Origin of the sequence: Rothia sp. 27098_8_27 (assembly GCF_041432805.1) — a bacterium.
GTDB classification, from domain to species: domain Bacteria; phylum Actinomycetota; class Actinomycetes; order Actinomycetales; family Micrococcaceae; genus Rothia; species Rothia mucilaginosa.
The window spans coordinates 110,565-127,220 of record NZ_JAPWAJ010000007.1 but is presented as its reverse complement, the minus strand read 5'-3'; the positions used below and the strand labels follow the sequence as shown (position 1 = coordinate 127,220).

Genomic DNA, 16,656 nt, shown 5'->3' with positions numbered 1-16,656 from the left:
TCAGGCCCTGCAGGAGGCCGCGTAGCGGCTACTATTAAATGCGTCCAAGTTTCGGGGTGCAGTTCAATATTCTCCGGCACGGGGGCTTTTTGTATAGGTCTATTGCGTGGCGCTATTTGGAAGCGCGGGGCTTGGCGAAGCGGCGCTCGCCCAGGTACCCGAGCAGGCTACCGAAAGCAGTCCACTGCAGTGCCGCCAACAGCAGGGTGGACAGGTCGGTCACCTCAAAAGAATTGGGGATGACCTTGAACCACAGCAGCGGCAGGTAGATCAGGAACAGGATGGGGGACGCCCACACGAAGAACGGGACGGGGCGCTTGGTGCGTGAGTACGACATTGTGACCTCCTTGGGGTGTCAAGGTGCGGAGAAAACTCCGCTGTCACTGCATCATATCGTAAAACTAGTTTTGAGGGGTGGATAATCAGTTCCCTAGAGGTACTTCTCCAAACTGCTCTCCGCCATGCGGGACAGCTGCTCACGCACCGTGCGGGCGCGAGCCTCACCCACACCGTCCACGGCACGCAGGTCCTCAAGGGATGCCGCCATGAGAGCCTGCAGGCTACCGAAGCGCTCCACCAGACGCTCAGAAATAGCGTTCGGGATGCTCGGAATACCGGCGAGCAGACGGAAACCGCGAGGCTGCAGGGGGAACTCCAGGTCGGGGTTCTCGCCAAAGCCGACAGTGCGGGCAATCGTGCGCAGATCCACGATAGCCATATCGTCCAGGTTCTGAAGTGCCTCAACGCCAGCGGTAATCAGCTCGTCGTTCACTTCGGGCAGGTAATCGCGCAGAATCAGGTCGCTAGCGGTCATCTCGGGGGCGCGCAGCTCCTCCAGCTGCAGGGCAATCAGGCGGCCGTGTACGCCGAGCTCCAGCACGTAGTGGCTGACCTCGCGGATAATGCGGTTCACCATCTCCATGCGCTGCAGGGTCATCGCCACATCACCCAGGGAAACGTTCGATTCAATCTCCAGGGCAGACAGGCTGGAGAGCACCGAACGCAGACGCTTCTTATAGCTTTCAAGGGTCTGAATCGCCTGGTTTGCGCGGGCCATCAGGTACTGGCTGTCCTCAACCATGTAGCGGGTGCCGTCAACGTACACCGAAATCACGGACATCGACGCGCTCACCGAAATCACCGGGAAGCCGGTCTGAATCGCGGTGCGTTCGGCGGTGCGGTGGCGGGTGCCGGACTCGTTCGTCTCAATGGAGGCGTCCGGCATGAGCTGCACGCCGGCGTGCAATAGGCGGGTGGCGTCGCGGTCGCAGATGATAGCGCCATCCATCTTCGCCAGCTCGCGCAGGCGGGTTGCCGAGAACTCGGTGTCGATGTTGAAACCGCCCGAAGACAGGGAGGATACGGTGCGGTCGGATCCGAGTACGATGAGTGCGCCCGTACGGCCACGCATGATGCGTTCCAGGCCCTCGCGGAGCTCGGTGCCGGGGGCGATTCGGGCGATAGTTTTAAGCAATAGGTCACTATAATTCATCTGCACAAAAAACATTGTACCTGTAAGGGTGGTTATTGAGCCAGGTCAGGGGCGGAACGGCGGGCTAAAGTGCCTCAAAAGCGAACGTATATTCTCGATATTTATACAGGAGTGCACGAGGTGAAACTATCTGCATTTAAGGGTAAAAATGCGTTCTGCGGTACCCCATTTCGCCGTGACCAAACACCGCGCACCATATCGCCCCAGACCCTAAAATAGACCCATGACCGCGCGCACGAAAAACACCAAAATCGCACCCGCCTACCGCTGCACCGAATGCGGCTGGACCACCGCCAAATGGGTAGGCCGCTGCGGCGAATGCCAGACCTGGGGCACCGTCGAAGAAGCCGCCGGGGGCACCCGTGCGCGCACCCGCGCCGCATCCAGCGTGCAGAAACCCGCCCAGCCCATCGCAGAAGTCGACTCGCGCGTAGCCGCCTACATGAGCACCGGAAACCCCGAATTTGATCGCGTGCTCGGCGGCGGACTCGTACCCGGCGCGGTCATCCTCATGGCGGGCGAACCCGGCGTGGGCAAATCCACCCTGCTGCTGGATGTTGCCGCCACCTTCGCGCGCGGCACCGCCGGGAGTGCGGGGCAGCAGGGGGCGCAGAATATCGCGCCCCAGCCGCCGCGCCCGGTCCTGTACATTACCGGCGAGGAATCCGCCGCGCAGGTCAAGCTCCGCGCCGACCGCATCCGCGCCATCGCGGAAACCCTCTACCTGACCAGCGAAACCGACCTCGGCACCGCCCTAGCGCATATTGAGCAGATCAACCCCTCCCTGCTGGTCATTGACTCCGTGCAGACCCTAGCCTCCGCGGAAGTTGAGGGTAGCGCCGGCGGCGTGACCCAGGTGCGTGAGGTTGCCGCCTCCGTGATTGCCGCCGCGAAGGAACGCAATATGTGCACCCTGCTCGTGGGCCACGTGACTAAGGAAGGCACCATCGCGGGCCCGCGCCTGCTTGAGCACCTGGTGGATGTGGTCTGCCAGTTCGAGGGCGATAAGCACTCGAATATCCGCATGCTCCGCGCGATTAAGAACCGCTTCGGACCCACCGATGAGGTGGGCTGCTTCGACATGCACGAGGACGGCATCGCGCCGGTGCTGGACCCCTCTGGCATGTTCGTCTCCAGTACCCCGCACCCGGTGGCGGGCACCTGCGTGACCGTCACGATGGAGGGCCGCCGACCCCTGATCGCGGAGGTGCAGGCACTGCTGGATCAGGCGGTGGCACCCGCCCCGCGCCGTACCGTTTCGGGCCTGGATTCGGCGCGTATCCAGATGCTGTTGGCGGTGCTACAACGCCGCGCCGGGCTGAACGTGGGCAAGCTCGACTGCTACGTCTCCACGGTGGGCGGTGCAAAAATTGCCGAGCCCGCTGCCGACCTGGCGTGCGTCATGGCGCTTGCCTCGGCGGCGCAGAATAAGCCGCTACCGCGCAAGCTTGCGGTCTTCGGTGAGGTCGGCCTGGCGGGTGAGGTGCGCGCCGTGCCGGGCATCCGCCAGCGCATTGCGGAGGTGGGCCGCCTGGGCTTCACGCACGTGCTGGTGCCCGCCTCCCCGACCGGCGTGGGGGACGTGCCCGAGGGCGTGACCGTGCGTGAGGTAACTACCCTGGGGGAGGCGCTCGCGCTGCTCTTCCCGCAGAAGTAGCCGCCCGCGCATCAACAGCATAGAGATAGCGGAGGAGGGGGCTCCCGGCTGGCGTGAATGCCGGCCGGGAGGCCCCCTCCGCTGTGTCTTGACGGTTGCCACTGACCCCGCTAGAACCCCGCTAGGAGGAGCGGCTCTCCTCCTCGTTCTCGTGCAACATGATGTTGATCGAGCGGGTGTTGAGCTTGTTCGTGCGGTGGGTGTTCACCGCGCTATCGGTCACGTCGTCAACCACCATGGAGTCATCCATGTCAGCGTCAACAATCGGGATTGCCGAGGTACGCGGTGCGTGCTTCGTGACCGCCTCACCCAGGGGCACCAGAACCGCCACGGCGTCCTTGTGGGACATACCGGTTGCCTCCATAAAGTCCACCACAATCAGGCGGAGCATCAGCACGAGTGACTCGCCCTCAAAGGTTGCCACACCCATCGTGCGCGGCTCGAGGGTGCCGGCAAGCTTAATCATGCGCTCGCGTGCCTCCATCATGTAGTGCTCGCGTTCGCCCTCCGTCGGGGCAGACATGCCCAAGCCGAGGCTCTGCGCCGCCACCGACAGCTCGGTCAGCGCGTCACTGAGCGAGAGCTGCGCGGCAGTGCGTAGCTGCACGTGGTGAATCGTGGACGCCATGCGGCGGTTGAGCACACGGTCGTTACGGATTGCCAAATCCACCGCGGCTAGGGTCTTTGCCATGCGCGCCAGCTCGCCCTTGCTCTTGCGGCTATTCCAGGACAGCTCATTCATACCCTGCGCGGTGATTAGATCGCCTCGGCACGCATCATACAGCGGTTGCAGGGCGCGTGCATCAAGCAGGCTCTGGTACGCCTTGTTGTAGTCGTAGTAGCGGATTGCCTCGGAGGAAAGCTGGAAAACCTTCGCGAACGCATCCATGAGAGCCTGCGCGCGGGCACGCGGGTTCTTACGCGGGTCGCGCGGCATCAGGTACATGGCGAGAAACGCAAAGGCGCCACCAACGATACCGTCGAAACTGCGGGTGAACGCATCGTCAGGTACGGGCAGCAGCAACGTGAAACAGGCCTGGAAGCTGAGCTGAATCGTAAAAATAATGCCCTTATCAATAAATCGGGCAATAATCACGGTCAAGAAAAGCACCACTGCCGCCTGCCAGGTGCCGTGACCGAGCAGAATCAGCAGAAGGTCGCCAATGAGAATGCCGAGGGTCACGCCGAAGGACACCTCAAGGATTCGGCGGGAATGCTTAGCACCGCTTACATAGCCGAGAGATACGAGGGCGGCAACCGGCGCGAAAATGGGTTCCTGGTGGCCCAGGATGTGCTCAGCGAAAAGCCAAGCGCCCATAGACGCCGCAACAATCTGCACAGACTGAAAGAAGTCTGCTCGGACTCGGTGAATACCCTCATGAATGAACTGCCGGGTGTTCTGTTCAGTAGTGCGTAGAATCTCTGCGAAGCGTGCCATGAGCACCATCATACCGGCGCGTGTGCGGTGCACAAGAGGCTAGGGCAGTGTTGGGCGCAAGTGTGAGAGACCCCGCGCCCCCTACCCGCTCTGGAGTCGCGTTTTCCGAGGAAACCTAGCTCCAAAACCGCTGCTCTAGCCCCGTTACGTAGCCTGGCCCCCGTTACGCAACCTAGCCGCGGAGGCGGCGCGCCACCCTCGCCAGCAGGCCCGGCTTCGTCTCGGCGGGCGCCTCAGAAGATGACTCAGGCTCAACGGTGACAGGATGCGTTTCTTCGGCGCCGTGTGCCCCGTGAACACCGCGCGCGCTGTACCCGCCGCCGATTGCGCAGGCACGTTCGAGCTGCCGACGGTGCTCAGCATCCCAGGAGTGCGCCCGGTCAGACATCGCCCACTCGAAACCCGCGGTGAGGGAGGTTTCGGTAAAGAGATCGCGTGCGGCGCGGACGGTTGCGCCCAGCGGCTCGGGGAGAGCCGGGGTTTGCTCCACGGCGGGGAAAGGCGCGGGGGCCGCACATTTCCCAGAGCCAAGAATCTGCGCGAGCAGGTAGGCACGCTCGGTGCGCAGCACCTCCAGCAGCTCGGTGCGGCGTGCATCCGATGCCACCGCCGCGTGCCGCAGGGCGGCGGCAACCATCAGCTCGGGAACACCACCGGCGAGCATACCCAGCGGCAGGGTGAACTCGCCCAGCCCGTACTGACGCAGGGCACCGCCCACGCGCATCTGCGTGAAGGCGTCCGGCACGAGGGCGAGCACGGGAATACCCGCCGCCGCAGAGAACACCGCCGGGTGGTAGCGGCTGGTCAGCGTGAACGCCGCCGCCCGGTGCACGGTGACGCTCTGGTCGGCGTGCAGAATCGGCAGCAGGGTCGCCGGGGTGGAGGGGCTGAGCTGCTCGGCGATGCGCTGGTGCGTCTGAATATCGCCGCTTTCGGGGTTCTGCGGGTCGCCAAAATGGCTCAGGAACACGGGGACGTAGCCGTGCTCGCGCCACATGTTATCGAGCAGATGCGCAATCTGCTGCGCCTGCTGTTCGGTGCACTCGTTGACGGTCACGCACACGTAGCGTTCGGGCAGCTCATCCAGTGCCTGACCTGCGGAAACGCCTTCCGCATAGTGCAGGGTACGCGCGGGGGAAGCCGGCAGGTAGTCGGTGGCATCGTCCACGCTCAGGCGCGCGTCAATACCCCGCTCACGGCACCAGGCGAGGGAAGAATGTTCGCGCACCGTCACCGAACGGGCGGTGCGCAGCATACGCTCCAGAACCTGCGCATCCTCAGGATTGAGCACCGGGCCCAGGGACTGGCCGGTCACGTACACGGGCACGCCCGCATGTTCGGCGGCACTCACCGCGGCGGCGCGTTCGTAGAGCAGCCAGCCGTAGCGGGAGTTGAGGTTGCCGCCGCCGGAGACCACAACTGCGTCCATAGCTGCAATAGAGTCCGCGAACTCCACCATGCGCTCAACGGTCTGCGCCAGCGGATGCAGCACCTCCGGCAGCGCCTGCACCTGCGGCAACGCCACCAGCTCGGTAACGGAGGGTCGCTCCCGGTCGGCGTGCAGCTCCGTCAGGACGCACTCGAGCGCCGCGAGGGTCAGCTCGCGTTCAGCCGGCGCCCAGGGGAAGAGGAAAAACGGCAGGTACTCGTAGGGTGCGCCCGCCTCATGCTGTGCCGCCTCATGATTCACCGCTTCATGATTTACCGCTGCGCCAATATAGCGCGCCGAATGGTCCACATCGCGGGTCATGAGAGTGACCGCCGCGCCGCCTTCGGAAAGCGCCTGAGCGCTCGCAATGGTCATGGCTTCGTCGCCTACGTGGTAGGTGTGCTGGCCGATATCGCCAATGACGAGCACGCGCGGTGCTTCAGTAACGGGCAGTGCTGTAGAAGAATGGTTGTTCTCTGTCATGGCTATGCGCCCTTCTGATCTGCCGACCCAGCCTCAGCCGGCTCAACCTCAGCACCGCGACGAACCAGGGAACGCTGGCTGAGGGAACGCTTCGCCAAGGAACGCAGCGCGCGGCCCGGGGTGCGCAGGTGCTTGAGAACCCGCAGACGCTCCTCAATAGCCTGCTGGCGGTTCTCAATAGACTGCTGACGGGCCTCGATACGTTCCAGGCGGCTCTCAATAGAGCGCAGAATATCCAGGGATTCGCGGGTCAGATCGTGCCCGTCAATCACGCGGCGCTCCAGGTCAGCCGCCAAATGCGCCTGATACAGGTACGCACCGGGTCGGGCACCCGCCTGTAGATCCTCACGGATAGCGCGGGCACGCACCAGCGAATCGAAGCGGGCATGATCAGCCTGACGTTTCACGCTATTCGCCTCGGCACCCTCCGCGTCGGGGCGTAGCGACCAGTACGCTAGCGGTGCATCCACCAGCAGAATATCCGCAACGGAGGCGGCACGCATGTTGAACTCCCAGTCGCCGACCACCGGCAGGGACTCATCGTAGAAACCGACCAGCTCGTGTAGGCTGCGGCGGTAGAGAATACCGATCGGCACGGCACGGTTCGTGCGGAAGAGGAACTGCAAACCTACGCTGGGTAGGCCGTCGTGGAAAATACGTTCCTCGTACACCTCGAACTCGCCGTCGGCGTTTTCGCGTTCGTACCGCTCCACAATGCGGGTGGTGCACATGAGCGCGCCGCTCTCTTCCAGCGCCGCGACGGTGCGCTCCAGGAACTCGGGTGCCCACAGGTCGTCGTCATCGTGAATCGCCACGTATTCGGAGGCGGTCGCCGCCAAACCGGCGTTGGATGCCGCCTCCATGTTGCCGCCGGCGGTGGTCAGCAGCTGCACGCGGCTGGAATCGTGCGCGTTAGAACCCAGCAAACCCAGTGGAGAAGCCTCAATGACGGCGCGGGTTGCCTGCTCGTCGCCTCCGTCGTTAATCACGCAGACCGTGTAGTCGGTGAAGGTCTGCTGCGCAATATTCTCCAGCGCGCGGCTCAAGAAGCGGGGGCGGCCCTTCGTGCGGACCAGAATAGCTACGGTAGGGGAAGACATAACCACAATCAGTCGAGGGTGAATGGGCCCGTGCCAGCCCAGGAACTCAACCCATTATGAAGGTGTGCACTGTTCAGACTCAACCCGCCGCCCGTCCACACCGCAACAGCGTGCACACAGGGGCATGCGCCGCCCCTAAAAACTAGCTGATGGACTGTAGCGCCACCATCGCCAGCACACCGAGCACAAAGCACGCCGGAATGGTTACCAGCCACACCAGAAGAATCTGCAGAACAATCCTGGATTTCAACGCGTTAAAACGCTGGTTCACTCCCGCGCCGAGCGCCGATGCAGTCGCCAGGTGCGAGGAGGAGAACGGCACCTGCAGCAGGAAGTAGCCGATTACCTGCACCACAGCGGTGGTACCCTGAGCGACCGCACCACGGAACGGGTCTAGGCGCACCATCTTGTAGGCGAAGGTGTAGCCGATGCGGCGGCCACCGGTCAGCGTACCGGCACCCAGGCTGAGGGCAATGATGATGGTGCCCAGCAGCATCCCGCCTCGGGTGAGGGACTGAATCAGCGCCGGGTCGATGATGCGTTCGCTCAGCAGCGCCCACAGTAGCAGGTATAGGTAGCCGGTCTGCAGACCGTGTAGCAGCGAAATTGCGGAGGCAGAGACCGCCAGCACCTCGCGGGCGTGCTGATTCACCAGGCGCGGGTTGTGACCGACCACCAGCCGGTAGAACGGCACCACCATCAGCCAGGACAGCAGAAAAATGAGCGGCGGTAGGTAGAAGAGCGGCAGCAGGGTCGCCCCAAAAATATGCGGCAGGAAGGCGAGCGAACCGAAGCCTTCAGCGGCGCTGTCGATCCTTGTTTGGGTCCACCAGCTCACGCCGGCAAGGGCACCCACCAGCGCGTGGGTCGAGGAAGACGGAATCCTCGAAACCCAAGTGAGCACACCCCAAATAGCGCAGACCAGTAGTGCCGCAACAATGCCGTTCAGGCCGGTGGTGCCTTCCGGAGCACTCACCCACGAGGCGGAATACTCACCGAGCAGCAGGAACGCACCGACCACACCAAGCACGTTGAAGAGCGCGGCAAGGTACAGGGCGGAGCGCTCGCCAAGGGCGCGGGTACGCACCGGAACAGCGACGGCGTTTGAGGCGTCGTGCACACCGGTCACGTAGACCGCGGCAATGAAGGCGCAACAGGCTAGAAGACCCAGGAGCATTAGGATTCCTGAACGATAATGCGGCCGATCTCGGCGGACACATCACGCATAGCGTTGGAGGCGGCGGTCAGCTGCGCCAGGAAGGTGGCGTAGCGGCGGTACCGTTCGGGGGTGTAGCGTTCGGCAATGTACGCGTCGTATTCTTCGGCGGTGCGCAGTGCCTGGCGGGAGATGCGCAGCATGTCCATCCAGTAGTTGTCGAGGCCGCGAATATCGGCGAGTTTGGGGATGACGGCGGCGGTCAGCACCGCCTGACGCTGAATGATGTCCAGGATTGAGGTGATGTGCGTGGCGAAGCCGTCAATGCTGTGCAGGGACAGCACGTGTGCGGCGCTGGTGAGCTTCTCAACGGCGTTGGTGAGCTTGCGTGCCAGCGTGTACAGGTCTTCACGCGGAATCGGCGGGGAGAAGGAGCTGCGCACCTCGGTGAGGGTGCGGAACAGCAGGTTCGTGGAGTCCGCCTCGTGGGTGAGCATGCGTTCGAAGAGTTCGGGGTACTCCGCGACGGGGGAGCCGACCATTTCAGAGAGCAATGCCGCCGCCTCACCGACCTGCGCTGAAATTTCAGCGAGGGAGGCGAGGGATTCGTTGGCGTGGGGGAAAAGTCGGTGCAGCATAGTTCCCAGTCTAACCAGTATTGGGGGCTGCGGGTGCGCATAGCCCGCGCGCATCTCACGAGCGCCCGACCTGCAAACGTCACTGCAACGACCAGTAAATGTTATAGCGCCGCCCTGTTCGCGGTTGCGCATGAGGGTTTTAAACAAAAAACGGTGGGGGTCGATTTCTCGACCCCCACCGGAACGTTTAGGGATGTCGGGTTGGGAGCGCCTCTCGGCGGAAGGCCGCTCGAAGCGGCTAAAGATTTGGAGCCCGGGGCTACCTATTAGCAACCCGACATCTTGTAATTATTATCCACCCGCACCCGGCGCAGAGTCAATTAGAAACAGGCTTTTCACGCCTTTGCGACCCAATGTGGAACCTGTGCCAATTCGCGGCACGAACCCGCATTTTTAGGCGCTCAAACGTTGCAGAAGACTAAAATGCTTCGAGGTTGGTCTGTGATTTTTCCTGCGCAGAATCAGCCTCCAAAGCCCCGTTAGCCTGCTGACCAGCCTCAACGGCGCGCAGCTGGGCGGCGACCGCCTCCAAATCGTGCGCAATCTGCTCCATCTGCCGAGCCTGACGCGGCAGACGAGCACGACGCTCCACCGCCTCACGCTTCACCTCGTGGCTGCCCGGAACCGCACCATCCTGCCCGGCAGAGCGCGCATAATCGGTGCGGATACCCAACGCCACCACGTGCGCAAACGCGGCGCAACGTTCCACCGCAATGTCCATATCGCCGGTGTACAGGCCCGCCAGAATCTCATCAATCGTGCGGACCACCTCGTCGGCACTCGGCGGGTCGGGAACACCCGCCACCACGTGCGAACGGTAATCCTCCGCCATGCCCAGCTCAAAAGCGCGGCTCACCCCGCGCGGCGAACGATGCACCACATCCCGCAGCCAGTACATGCGCCACAGCGCACCCGGCAGGGAGTGGGCGCTCGCGTGCGACCAGAGTTCGGCGAGCATCTCAATACCGTAGTCGTCGGTGAAGCTGACGAGTCGTTCGGTCATCTGCTCGTCGGTGCCGCGTCCGCGCATCAGCAGGATGCGTGCGGAGGCGTGTGCCGCCTCTTCGCGTGCGGCGGGGTCCATGCCGCCTTCGTGACGTTCAAATTTCTCGGCGGAGTAGAGGACGGGGCGGTGGTGGGTGCGGTGTCGGGTGCGCCCGGAGGCGCCGGTTGATGATGCGGGTGTAGACATAGGATTTCCCAGTGTACCGTTCATTGGCTGGGGGCCGGTAGTGTATAGTATTTCTATCTGCACACTTTCAGTTTTGTGTGGATAGGAGCGCCTTTAGCTCAGTCGGTAGAGCTACGGACTTTTAATCCGCAGGTCGTGGGTTCGAGCCCCACAGGGCGCACTAGCCGACCCGTCGCCTCCCGCTTTGCGGGGGTCGGCGGGTTTTTGCGTCTTCACCCTCGTGTGCGGGGTTTTACCCCGTGTTGATTCCGTGTGGTGGGGCGTGTCCTGCCGGGTTGGCCTGGCAGTTTTTGATTTGTGTACGTTGATCCGAAAAGATGAGGAAACCCGTGAGCGTCACCATTAAGAACCCCGAAGAGATCACGATTCTTGCCACTGGCGGCACGATCGATAAGTTCTATTCGGTGGCGGGCACCATGGATATTGGTGAGCCTGCCGCTAAGGACCTGCTGGACCGCGTGATTACTGATATCCGTTTTGATATTCGCCCGCTGATTGGCAAGGACAGCCTGGACATGACCGATGAGGATCGTGCCGAGCTGACCGAGGCGCTGAACGCTGTCACTAACGACCAGGTACTCATCACCCACGGCACCGACACCATGCCGGAGACCGCCCGCTACCTGGTGGAGCACGCCGACCTGGGCAATAAGGTCGTGGTGCTGACCGGTGCGATGCAGCCCGCCGTGATGGCTCGTTCGGATGCAGGCTTCAACCTGGGTGCCGCTATTGCCGCCCTGAACCTGCTGGAGCCGGGTGTGTACATCAGCATGAGCGGTCGTATTTTCCCTGCTGAGAGCGTGCGTAAGGACCGTTCGCGCGGCATTTTTGAGGGCTAGGATGGCTGATTCCGCTCGTATGCGGCGGGGTGAACCGGTTTCTGCCGCTGAGCTTGCGCCGGTTGAGGGCTCCTCGGATCTTGTGCCGCAGGAGCATATGTCGCAGGCGCAGCTTATGCAGCTGCAGGCTATGGATGAGCTGGAGCAGCAGGCTGATGAGTTCTGGAATGTCACCAGTGATTACCCGCTGCCGGCTAAGAACCTGTACCTGGTGCGTGTGCTGCTGCTGGTCGTACCCTCGCTGATTACTGTTTATTACTTCATTCGCGTCACGCTTTTCCCGATTGGTGCGGTGCCGCTGGTCTATCTGGTGATGCATATGTGGGTTGCCATGATTTACCGGGCGAACCGTTCGGTGAAGTTGGTATTGCTGGCGAATGCGGCGTCCGGGGTTGCGGCGGCGATTATGACGGCGTTCTTTGCCTATGCGCTTGTGACGGTGCAGGGCCCGCAGACGCTGCTGGACCGTGTGGGCGTGGTCTATACGGTGAGCCTGCTGACGGTCATGGCGTCGTTCGCATTGGAGGTTCTGTTCTCGCTGTTCTATAGTTTGGCGGTTCGTAGGAGCTTGCGTTTGACGCGGCAGAAGCAACAATCATCGGAGCAGCAGAGCGCAGAAGAGCAGAAAGCAGAAGAGCAGAAGGCAGAGGAACCGAATCCCGCAGAGCCGAATACCGAGGCTCCGAATACTGAGGAGCCCGCTGAGGCTTCGCGTGCTGCGGAGCAGAGCTAACGCGCACCGACGGGCAGGGATTTTCCTGCGCATCCGCACCTTTGCCGGGTGATGCCTGACGGGGTGTTGACGGGGCGATAAGCGGCGGTGTGACACGCTCTCAGTGATGCCCAGCCACTGCTCAGATTCCCTTAAAGTACGCGTGATACGGTAGAGACAGAAACACGACCAGCACCTGTCAGGAGGTCACCCATGGGCGCTACACATCTGAACACAGATGCTGCTTCATCCGCAGAACACCCGGATGAAGATATCAGTGTGCAGACTCGCTATCAGGCGCCTATCCGCCACGCGACTCCTGCCACGCCGGAGGTGTCTGTTCCGCTGAACGTGCCGCCGGTGGTGACTGGTTCGCATCCGGTTATTTCGGCGACTTCTACCGTCATCATTCAGGACGGTACGAACCCGCCGATTGTGGTGCGTACGCATCCGACGGGTCCTCTACCGCCGTTCCCGGGGCAGGGTCAGTTGCCCGCTTTTCTGCGCACTTACACCGCTGATGAGGTGAAGGAGCGCAAGCAGAAGCTCAAGAAGAACCTGCTGGTCCGCGCGGTTATCCTGTGTATTTTGACTCTGGTTGAAGGCCTCATTATCTCCCAGTACACGCAGCCGTTGGCGATTTGCTTTGGTTTTGTGGCGGCGCTTTACCTGGTGGTTCAGATGTGGCCGCTGATGCGCCCGCCCAAAGACTCGGCGGATGCCTCCGTATATAGCGTTTGGGCTATATGCTCCCTGATTGGGTATGTTGCCGTGGGGCTGGTGCTTTCACCGATTACGTTCCTGCTGCTGATGCTCGACTGGGCTGGGGTTTCGATGGGGCTTGACCCCCTGCTGATACTTGTTGTCTTGGGCTTGATCTGGTTGAGCGAGGTCGGTTTATCGTTGCTGACCATTTACCGCTTCAACAACTTGCGAATTGCGATGGCGAATCGGGCAGATTCTCCGTTGCTACCTGAAAGTATTTCTGCGACGGTTGATCCGTCCACTTCTGCCTAAAGTTTTGAGGCGGCGCGGTAGACGAACGCCGCGCCGCCGCCCACACTCACATCACACACTCGCTCATACGTTTTCCGCACACTATCAGCCGATATCCGAAAGATTCAGCTATGTCCGCCGTCGAGTCCTCTCCGCCATCCGCTCCGAACACCACGCATCCTACGAAGCCCGCCACCCCCACTCTCGTGTCTGTGGCGGGTTGGGTTCTGCTTGTTATTGCTGTGGGCTGGCTGGCGCTGATTGCGTACACCGGCGTCTCCTATGCGACTACCCATTTGTCGCATTTTTCGACCTGGCGCGCCCAGTCGCTGGTGGAGGCGCAGGCGTACTACCCGGTGATGTTCTTGCTGGTCAGCGCGTTCGGTAACGTGACCCTGCATGCTTTCTGCACGGTGGCGTACCTGCGTGGCTACCGTTGGGCGGCGCTGGTGCTGTCGGTGGCGTTGGCGTTGGGCGTTTTGGCTTCTTTGCTGATTATGCTGACTGTGGCGGCTCTTCTGGGCACGTTGAATGGTGCGCCGAGCCAGGATGTTGAGTTGCTGCTCAGTAGCGCTTCGCCGCTGTACACTCCGGTGTATATTGCTGGCCCGTACATGCTGGTGTGCGTGGTAGCGTTGGCGTTGGTGTGGTCGCGTCAGTCGCGTTCGTACATGCAGGCGCGCCGTGATTGGCGTTTGCGCCGCAGCGAGGATTACCTGATTTAGCCTCATAGATTCTTGCCGCGGATCCTGCAGGTCCTGCGGGGCCCGGGTCTGCGGCTCACCGATAATTTTATTCACCCAACCACTATTCACCAACCACAGTTAGGATGACTCGTGCACCCTACTTCCGAACCTGCGCACGAATCCTCATCGCAGACTAGCCCCGGCGCCGTCAAGCGCACATATGATGAGCGGGCGGCGTTTGAAGAGGCGAAAAGAAACCTTGGCATAGTTGGCGATAGGGAACAGGAATTTAACCGGGGACTGAAGATTCTCGGTAAAGCCTATTCCATCGGTATGACGCTCATTCTGGTGTATTTCCTCCTGGATGCGTACCAGATTCTTGTTACTGCGGGTCGTAGTGTGAACATCGGCTCGTTCCTTAGTTATGCCCTGCCGAAGGTTCTGTCTGACGCCATCGTGGTGGTGCCGTTCCTCTGGATTGTTCTGGGGTGGGTCAAAGACGGGTACATTAATCCGCGCCGCCTGACGATGCTGTACCTGCTGCTGTGCTGTGTGAGCGGCGTGCTTTCTTTCGCCGGTGTTTTCGGTATGGCTCAGGTACTTTTCCCTGCGTTTACTGCTCTGGATCCGGCTTCGCATCCTGCCGCCGCTTCGTCTATCGTGACGCAGGCTCTGGTTGCGGTCATTATGGCGGGTAGCGCTGTTCTGATGTTTCTTCTGACTCGCCCTGCCGTGGGTATGGTTCCGAGCCGTGCGGTAATTCGGAAACAGATGTGGGCCATCGAGGAAAGCATGTCGGGTGCTGAGGATGAAGAAGAGCTGACTCGTGAGGATGTTCTTCATCAGCTTGAGAAAGAAGAAGGCCCGGTCAAGGACTCTACCGAGCAGCTGTTGCGTGAGCTTTCTGCCGATTATGCGCTCTCGAATGATCCGGTGGAGAAGAACCGCCTGCTGGATGAGATACAGCAGGTTCAGCGCGCCCAGAAGGCGGGTGTGAAGCCTAATCTTGGTGGCGCCTCCACTGGTGAGGCGGGTAAGCTCCACGAGCAAGCACACGGGGATGAGAAGGCTACTGCTGGATCTACCGCGCCTGCCGCGCCTAAGGTGGTGCTCCCGCCGCGGCCGAAGGCGCTACGTGGCGTCGTGCGCTGCTTTATTGCCCTGATGGTTGTGGAAGCATCTCACGGCATCTTCCAAAGCATGATTTATGAGCGCTCGCTTGACGACGTTGGTTTATGGGCTGGATATATTCTCTCTGAGACGTTGTTTATTCTCGTTGTCCATGCCATACCGATGTTTGTTCTCTGGCGGCTTTGGCGGGGCCGCACCTGGGCGTATGTCGTAATCTTCATCGGCTTTGCCTTCATTGCTATCAAGGGCCTGATAGATTTTGTGAACACCTTCCTCACGACGGGCTATCTTTCCCGGTTGATGGATGGCACGCAGACATGGAGTTCTCAGCAATACGCTACATACGTGCTGTCTAGGAATGTTGCCGACACCTTGATTACGCTCCTCTCCACCCTGATTGTTGTGTTGCTCCTTAGCCGTTCTACCAGGATGTACGTGGCTGCTGCGCGGTTGGCGCGCTTGAACGCACGTGAACAGGTGAACGCTGGTGACGGTTGGATTGTTGTGCATCAGGACGCAGAAACGCGTGCTCACCTAGAAGAAGAGCAGACGCGTTGGGAAGAGAAGGAAGCTAACCGACGGGCTGAAGAAGCGGCCGCGCAGCAGTACAAGACAACCCGCCGCACGGATGCGCGGAGGAACTCCCGCAGCGAACAGCGCGGCTATAAGGATACTTCCGTGTACACCGAAGAAGGCTACCGCCTCAACTAGGGCAAGATGCCCCTCCTCATGGGGAAACTCTCTTCTGCACCCGCCCTGCGCTATAGCGTGCGGGGCGGGGCGCGAAGAGCAGAAAGGAACAATGATGTCAGAACGCACCCCAAAGCAACCGTTGAATGACCCGGAGTACACGGTTCCCGAGTACAGCGTGCTGTTGCCCTCCGACGAGGCTGAAAATAGCACGGTGGAGAGTAGCGCGACAGAGGATAACGCGCCCGGCGACAGCGCCCCCGAGCAAACCACTACCGGCTACACCGCGCCTGTCGCCTCCGAGCAGGTAATTCCGAAGCGCCCGCAGGCTATGCGCAACGTCATGTGGTGTGCAGTCGCCATGATTGCGTTGATGGTTCTTAGCAGTTCTCTTCGGATCCTGCTCCCAAGCCAGTCGTATATCGATTTTGAGATGGTGGTGAGAACTCTCTTCTCTATGCTGGCGTTTACCCTCTTCGCCTCCATCATCCCGATTTTTATCCTCTGGAAAGTCTGGGATGGCCGTGAGTGGGCGCGCATTCTTACCATCATCGGCAATGCTTTTGCAGTGGCTAACGGTGTGCTTATTTTTGCGAATAATTTCATGGACTCAAGGTATTTCTCCAGGGCGATAGGCGGGTCTTCGTATTCAGCCTCTTACCTGGTAGATACCGTTAGCGGCACTCTTATGTTTGTCCTTCATATCCTGATGATTGTGCTGCTGACTCGTGCTCCTATTAGGACGTACACACAAATCGTTAGCGGGGCACGTGCACTAGAACATCAGCAGATGATGTCTGAGACGAGACAGGCTGCCGGTCAGGTACCGGCAGAACTTCGAGAGATTTTCGCTGACGATGAGGATGACGAACGCACCTCATCAAAGGAAAACAACCCTCGCCCGCCACACCGTAGCGCGGGATGGGGCACGTAGAAAGGCGCAACAACATCAGGAGTCCCGTGGCTAACCCTCGGAATGGTGCACGTGGTTACTCGGATACCTCTGAATACGCTGAG

The 16,656-nt window shown here is 61.0% G+C and carries 15 protein-coding genes and 1 tRNA gene; 8 read left to right on the top strand and 8 right to left on the bottom strand.

The annotated features are described in order from the left end of the window. Window positions 1-112: 112 nt before the first annotated feature. Complete coding sequence (locus O3675_RS08375) at window positions 113-337, bottom strand: hypothetical protein (protein ID WP_060824234.1); 225 nt, start codon at window positions 335-337, stop codon at window positions 113-115. A 93-nt stretch (window positions 338-430) separates the two neighbouring features. After that, entirely contained in the window at window positions 431-1,507 is a 1,077-nt protein-coding gene (gene disA / locus O3675_RS08370) for a DNA integrity scanning diadenylate cyclase DisA (RefSeq protein WP_049337760.1), read from the bottom strand. A 208-nt stretch (window positions 1,508-1,715) separates the two neighbouring features. Between disA and radA the strand changes: the two genes are divergently transcribed. Beyond that, entirely contained in the window at window positions 1,716-3,149 is a 1,434-nt protein-coding gene (radA, locus tag O3675_RS08365; RefSeq protein ID WP_371571990.1) for a DNA repair protein RadA, read from the top strand. A 121-nt stretch (window positions 3,150-3,270) separates the two neighbouring features. Here the strand turns inward: radA and O3675_RS08360 are convergent, their stop codons facing one another. From O3675_RS08360 to O3675_RS08335, 6 genes are all read right to left on the bottom strand, one after another. Then, on the bottom strand, window positions 3,271-4,599 hold the full coding sequence (locus tag O3675_RS08360; protein WP_049357406.1) for an aromatic acid exporter family protein: 1,329 nt from the start codon (window positions 4,597-4,599) through the stop codon (window positions 3,271-3,273). Window positions 4,600-4,759: 160 nt separating this feature from the next. Beyond that, window positions 4,760-6,499, bottom strand: a complete 1,740-nt coding sequence (locus O3675_RS08355) for a polysaccharide pyruvyl transferase family protein (RefSeq protein WP_371571988.1) — start codon at window positions 6,497-6,499, stop codon at window positions 4,760-4,762. Between the two features lie 2 nt (window positions 6,500-6,501). Then, window positions 6,502-7,599, bottom strand: coding sequence for a glycosyltransferase family 2 protein (locus O3675_RS08350; protein ID WP_371571986.1), 1,098 nt, complete (start codon window positions 7,597-7,599; stop codon window positions 6,502-6,504). A 142-nt stretch (window positions 7,600-7,741) separates the two neighbouring features. Then, window positions 7,742-8,776: an anion permease gene (locus tag O3675_RS08345; protein ID WP_371571984.1), complete on the bottom strand. Its 1,035-nt coding sequence runs from the start codon at window positions 8,774-8,776 to the stop codon at window positions 7,742-7,744. After that, window positions 8,776-9,393: a hypothetical protein gene (locus O3675_RS08340; RefSeq protein WP_005504391.1), complete on the bottom strand. Its 618-nt coding sequence runs from the start codon at window positions 9,391-9,393 to the stop codon at window positions 8,776-8,778. The genes O3675_RS08345 and O3675_RS08340 overlap by 1 nt, the downstream gene beginning before the upstream one ends. A gap of 418 nt (window positions 9,394-9,811) precedes the next feature. Continuing rightward, window positions 9,812-10,585, bottom strand: coding sequence for a histone acetyltransferase (locus O3675_RS08335; protein WP_371571982.1), 774 nt, complete (start codon window positions 10,583-10,585; stop codon window positions 9,812-9,814). Window positions 10,586-10,672: 87 nt separating this feature from the next. Here O3675_RS08335 and O3675_RS08330 point away from each other — a divergent pair. The 7 genes from O3675_RS08330 to O3675_RS08300 all read left to right on the top strand — a co-directional run bounded on the left by O3675_RS08330 (window position 10,673) and on the right by O3675_RS08300 (window position 16,573). Further along, window positions 10,673-10,745 (top strand) — tRNA-Lys (locus O3675_RS08330). Window positions 10,746-10,914: 169 nt separating this feature from the next. Next, window positions 10,915-11,424 carry an asparaginase domain-containing protein gene (locus O3675_RS08325; protein ID WP_082245195.1) on the top strand — a complete coding sequence of 170 codons (510 nt, stop codon included), beginning with the start codon at window positions 10,915-10,917 and terminating at the stop codon, window positions 11,422-11,424. Between the two features lies 1 nt (window position 11,425). Further along, window positions 11,426-12,157, top strand: coding sequence for a hypothetical protein (locus O3675_RS08320; protein ID WP_049354016.1), 732 nt, complete (start codon window positions 11,426-11,428; stop codon window positions 12,155-12,157). A gap of 192 nt (window positions 12,158-12,349) precedes the next feature. Next, a complete protein-coding gene (locus O3675_RS08315; RefSeq protein ID WP_371571979.1) occupies window positions 12,350-13,153 on the top strand; it encodes an organic solvent tolerance protein OstA in 804 nt (267 codons plus the stop codon). A 110-nt stretch (window positions 13,154-13,263) separates the two neighbouring features. Further along, a complete protein-coding gene (locus tag O3675_RS08310) occupies window positions 13,264-13,857 on the top strand; it encodes a multidrug DMT transporter permease (protein ID WP_044141787.1) in 594 nt (197 codons plus the stop codon). 294 nt (window positions 13,858-14,151) lie between these two features. Continuing rightward, window positions 14,152-15,660 (top strand): ABC transporter permease, encoded by a 1,509-nt coding sequence (locus O3675_RS08305; protein ID WP_371571977.1) that lies wholly within the window; start codon window positions 14,152-14,154, stop codon window positions 15,658-15,660. Window positions 15,661-15,754: 94 nt separating this feature from the next. Further along, window positions 15,755-16,573 (top strand): multidrug ABC transporter permease, encoded by an 819-nt coding sequence (locus O3675_RS08300; protein ID WP_314928613.1) that lies wholly within the window; start codon window positions 15,755-15,757, stop codon window positions 16,571-16,573. The last annotated feature ends 83 nt before the right edge of the window (window positions 16,574-16,656 follow it).

What these genes read in the sequence shown, in the direction of transcription:
- O3675_RS08375 (WP_060824234.1), bottom strand. Translation starts at nt 337, where the DNA reads ATGTCGTACTCACGCACCAAGCGCCCCGTCCCGTTCTTCGTGTGGGCG.
- disA (WP_049337760.1), bottom strand. Translation starts at nt 1,507, where the DNA reads ATGTTTTTTGTGCAGATGAATTATAGTGACCTATTGCTTAAAACTATC.
- radA (WP_371571990.1), top strand. Translation starts at nt 1,716, where the DNA reads ATGACCGCGCGCACGAAAAACACCAAAATCGCACCCGCCTACCGCTGC.
- O3675_RS08360 (WP_049357406.1), bottom strand. Translation starts at nt 4,599, where the DNA reads ATGATGGTGCTCATGGCACGCTTCGCAGAGATTCTACGCACTACTGAA.
- O3675_RS08355 (WP_371571988.1), bottom strand. Translation starts at nt 6,499, where the DNA reads ATGACAGAGAACAACCATTCTTCTACAGCACTGCCCGTTACTGAAGCA.
- O3675_RS08350 (WP_371571986.1), bottom strand. Translation starts at nt 7,599, where the DNA reads ATGTCTTCCCCTACCGTAGCTATTCTGGTCCGCACGAAGGGCCGCCCC.
- O3675_RS08345 (WP_371571984.1), bottom strand. Translation starts at nt 8,776, where the DNA reads ATGCTCCTGGGTCTTCTAGCCTGTTGCGCCTTCATTGCCGCGGTCTAC.
- O3675_RS08340 (WP_005504391.1), bottom strand. Translation starts at nt 9,393, where the DNA reads ATGCTGCACCGACTTTTCCCCCACGCCAACGAATCCCTCGCCTCCCTC.
- O3675_RS08335 (WP_371571982.1), bottom strand. Translation starts at nt 10,585, where the DNA reads ATGTCTACACCCGCATCATCAACCGGCGCCTCCGGGCGCACCCGACAC.
- O3675_RS08320 (WP_049354016.1), top strand. Translation starts at nt 11,426, where the DNA reads ATGGCTGATTCCGCTCGTATGCGGCGGGGTGAACCGGTTTCTGCCGCT.
- O3675_RS08315 (WP_371571979.1), top strand. Translation starts at nt 12,350, where the DNA reads ATGGGCGCTACACATCTGAACACAGATGCTGCTTCATCCGCAGAACAC.
- O3675_RS08310 (WP_044141787.1), top strand. Translation starts at nt 13,264, where the DNA reads ATGTCCGCCGTCGAGTCCTCTCCGCCATCCGCTCCGAACACCACGCAT.
- O3675_RS08305 (WP_371571977.1), top strand. Translation starts at nt 14,152, where the DNA reads ATGACGCTCATTCTGGTGTATTTCCTCCTGGATGCGTACCAGATTCTT.
- O3675_RS08300 (WP_314928613.1), top strand. Translation starts at nt 15,755, where the DNA reads ATGTCAGAACGCACCCCAAAGCAACCGTTGAATGACCCGGAGTACACG.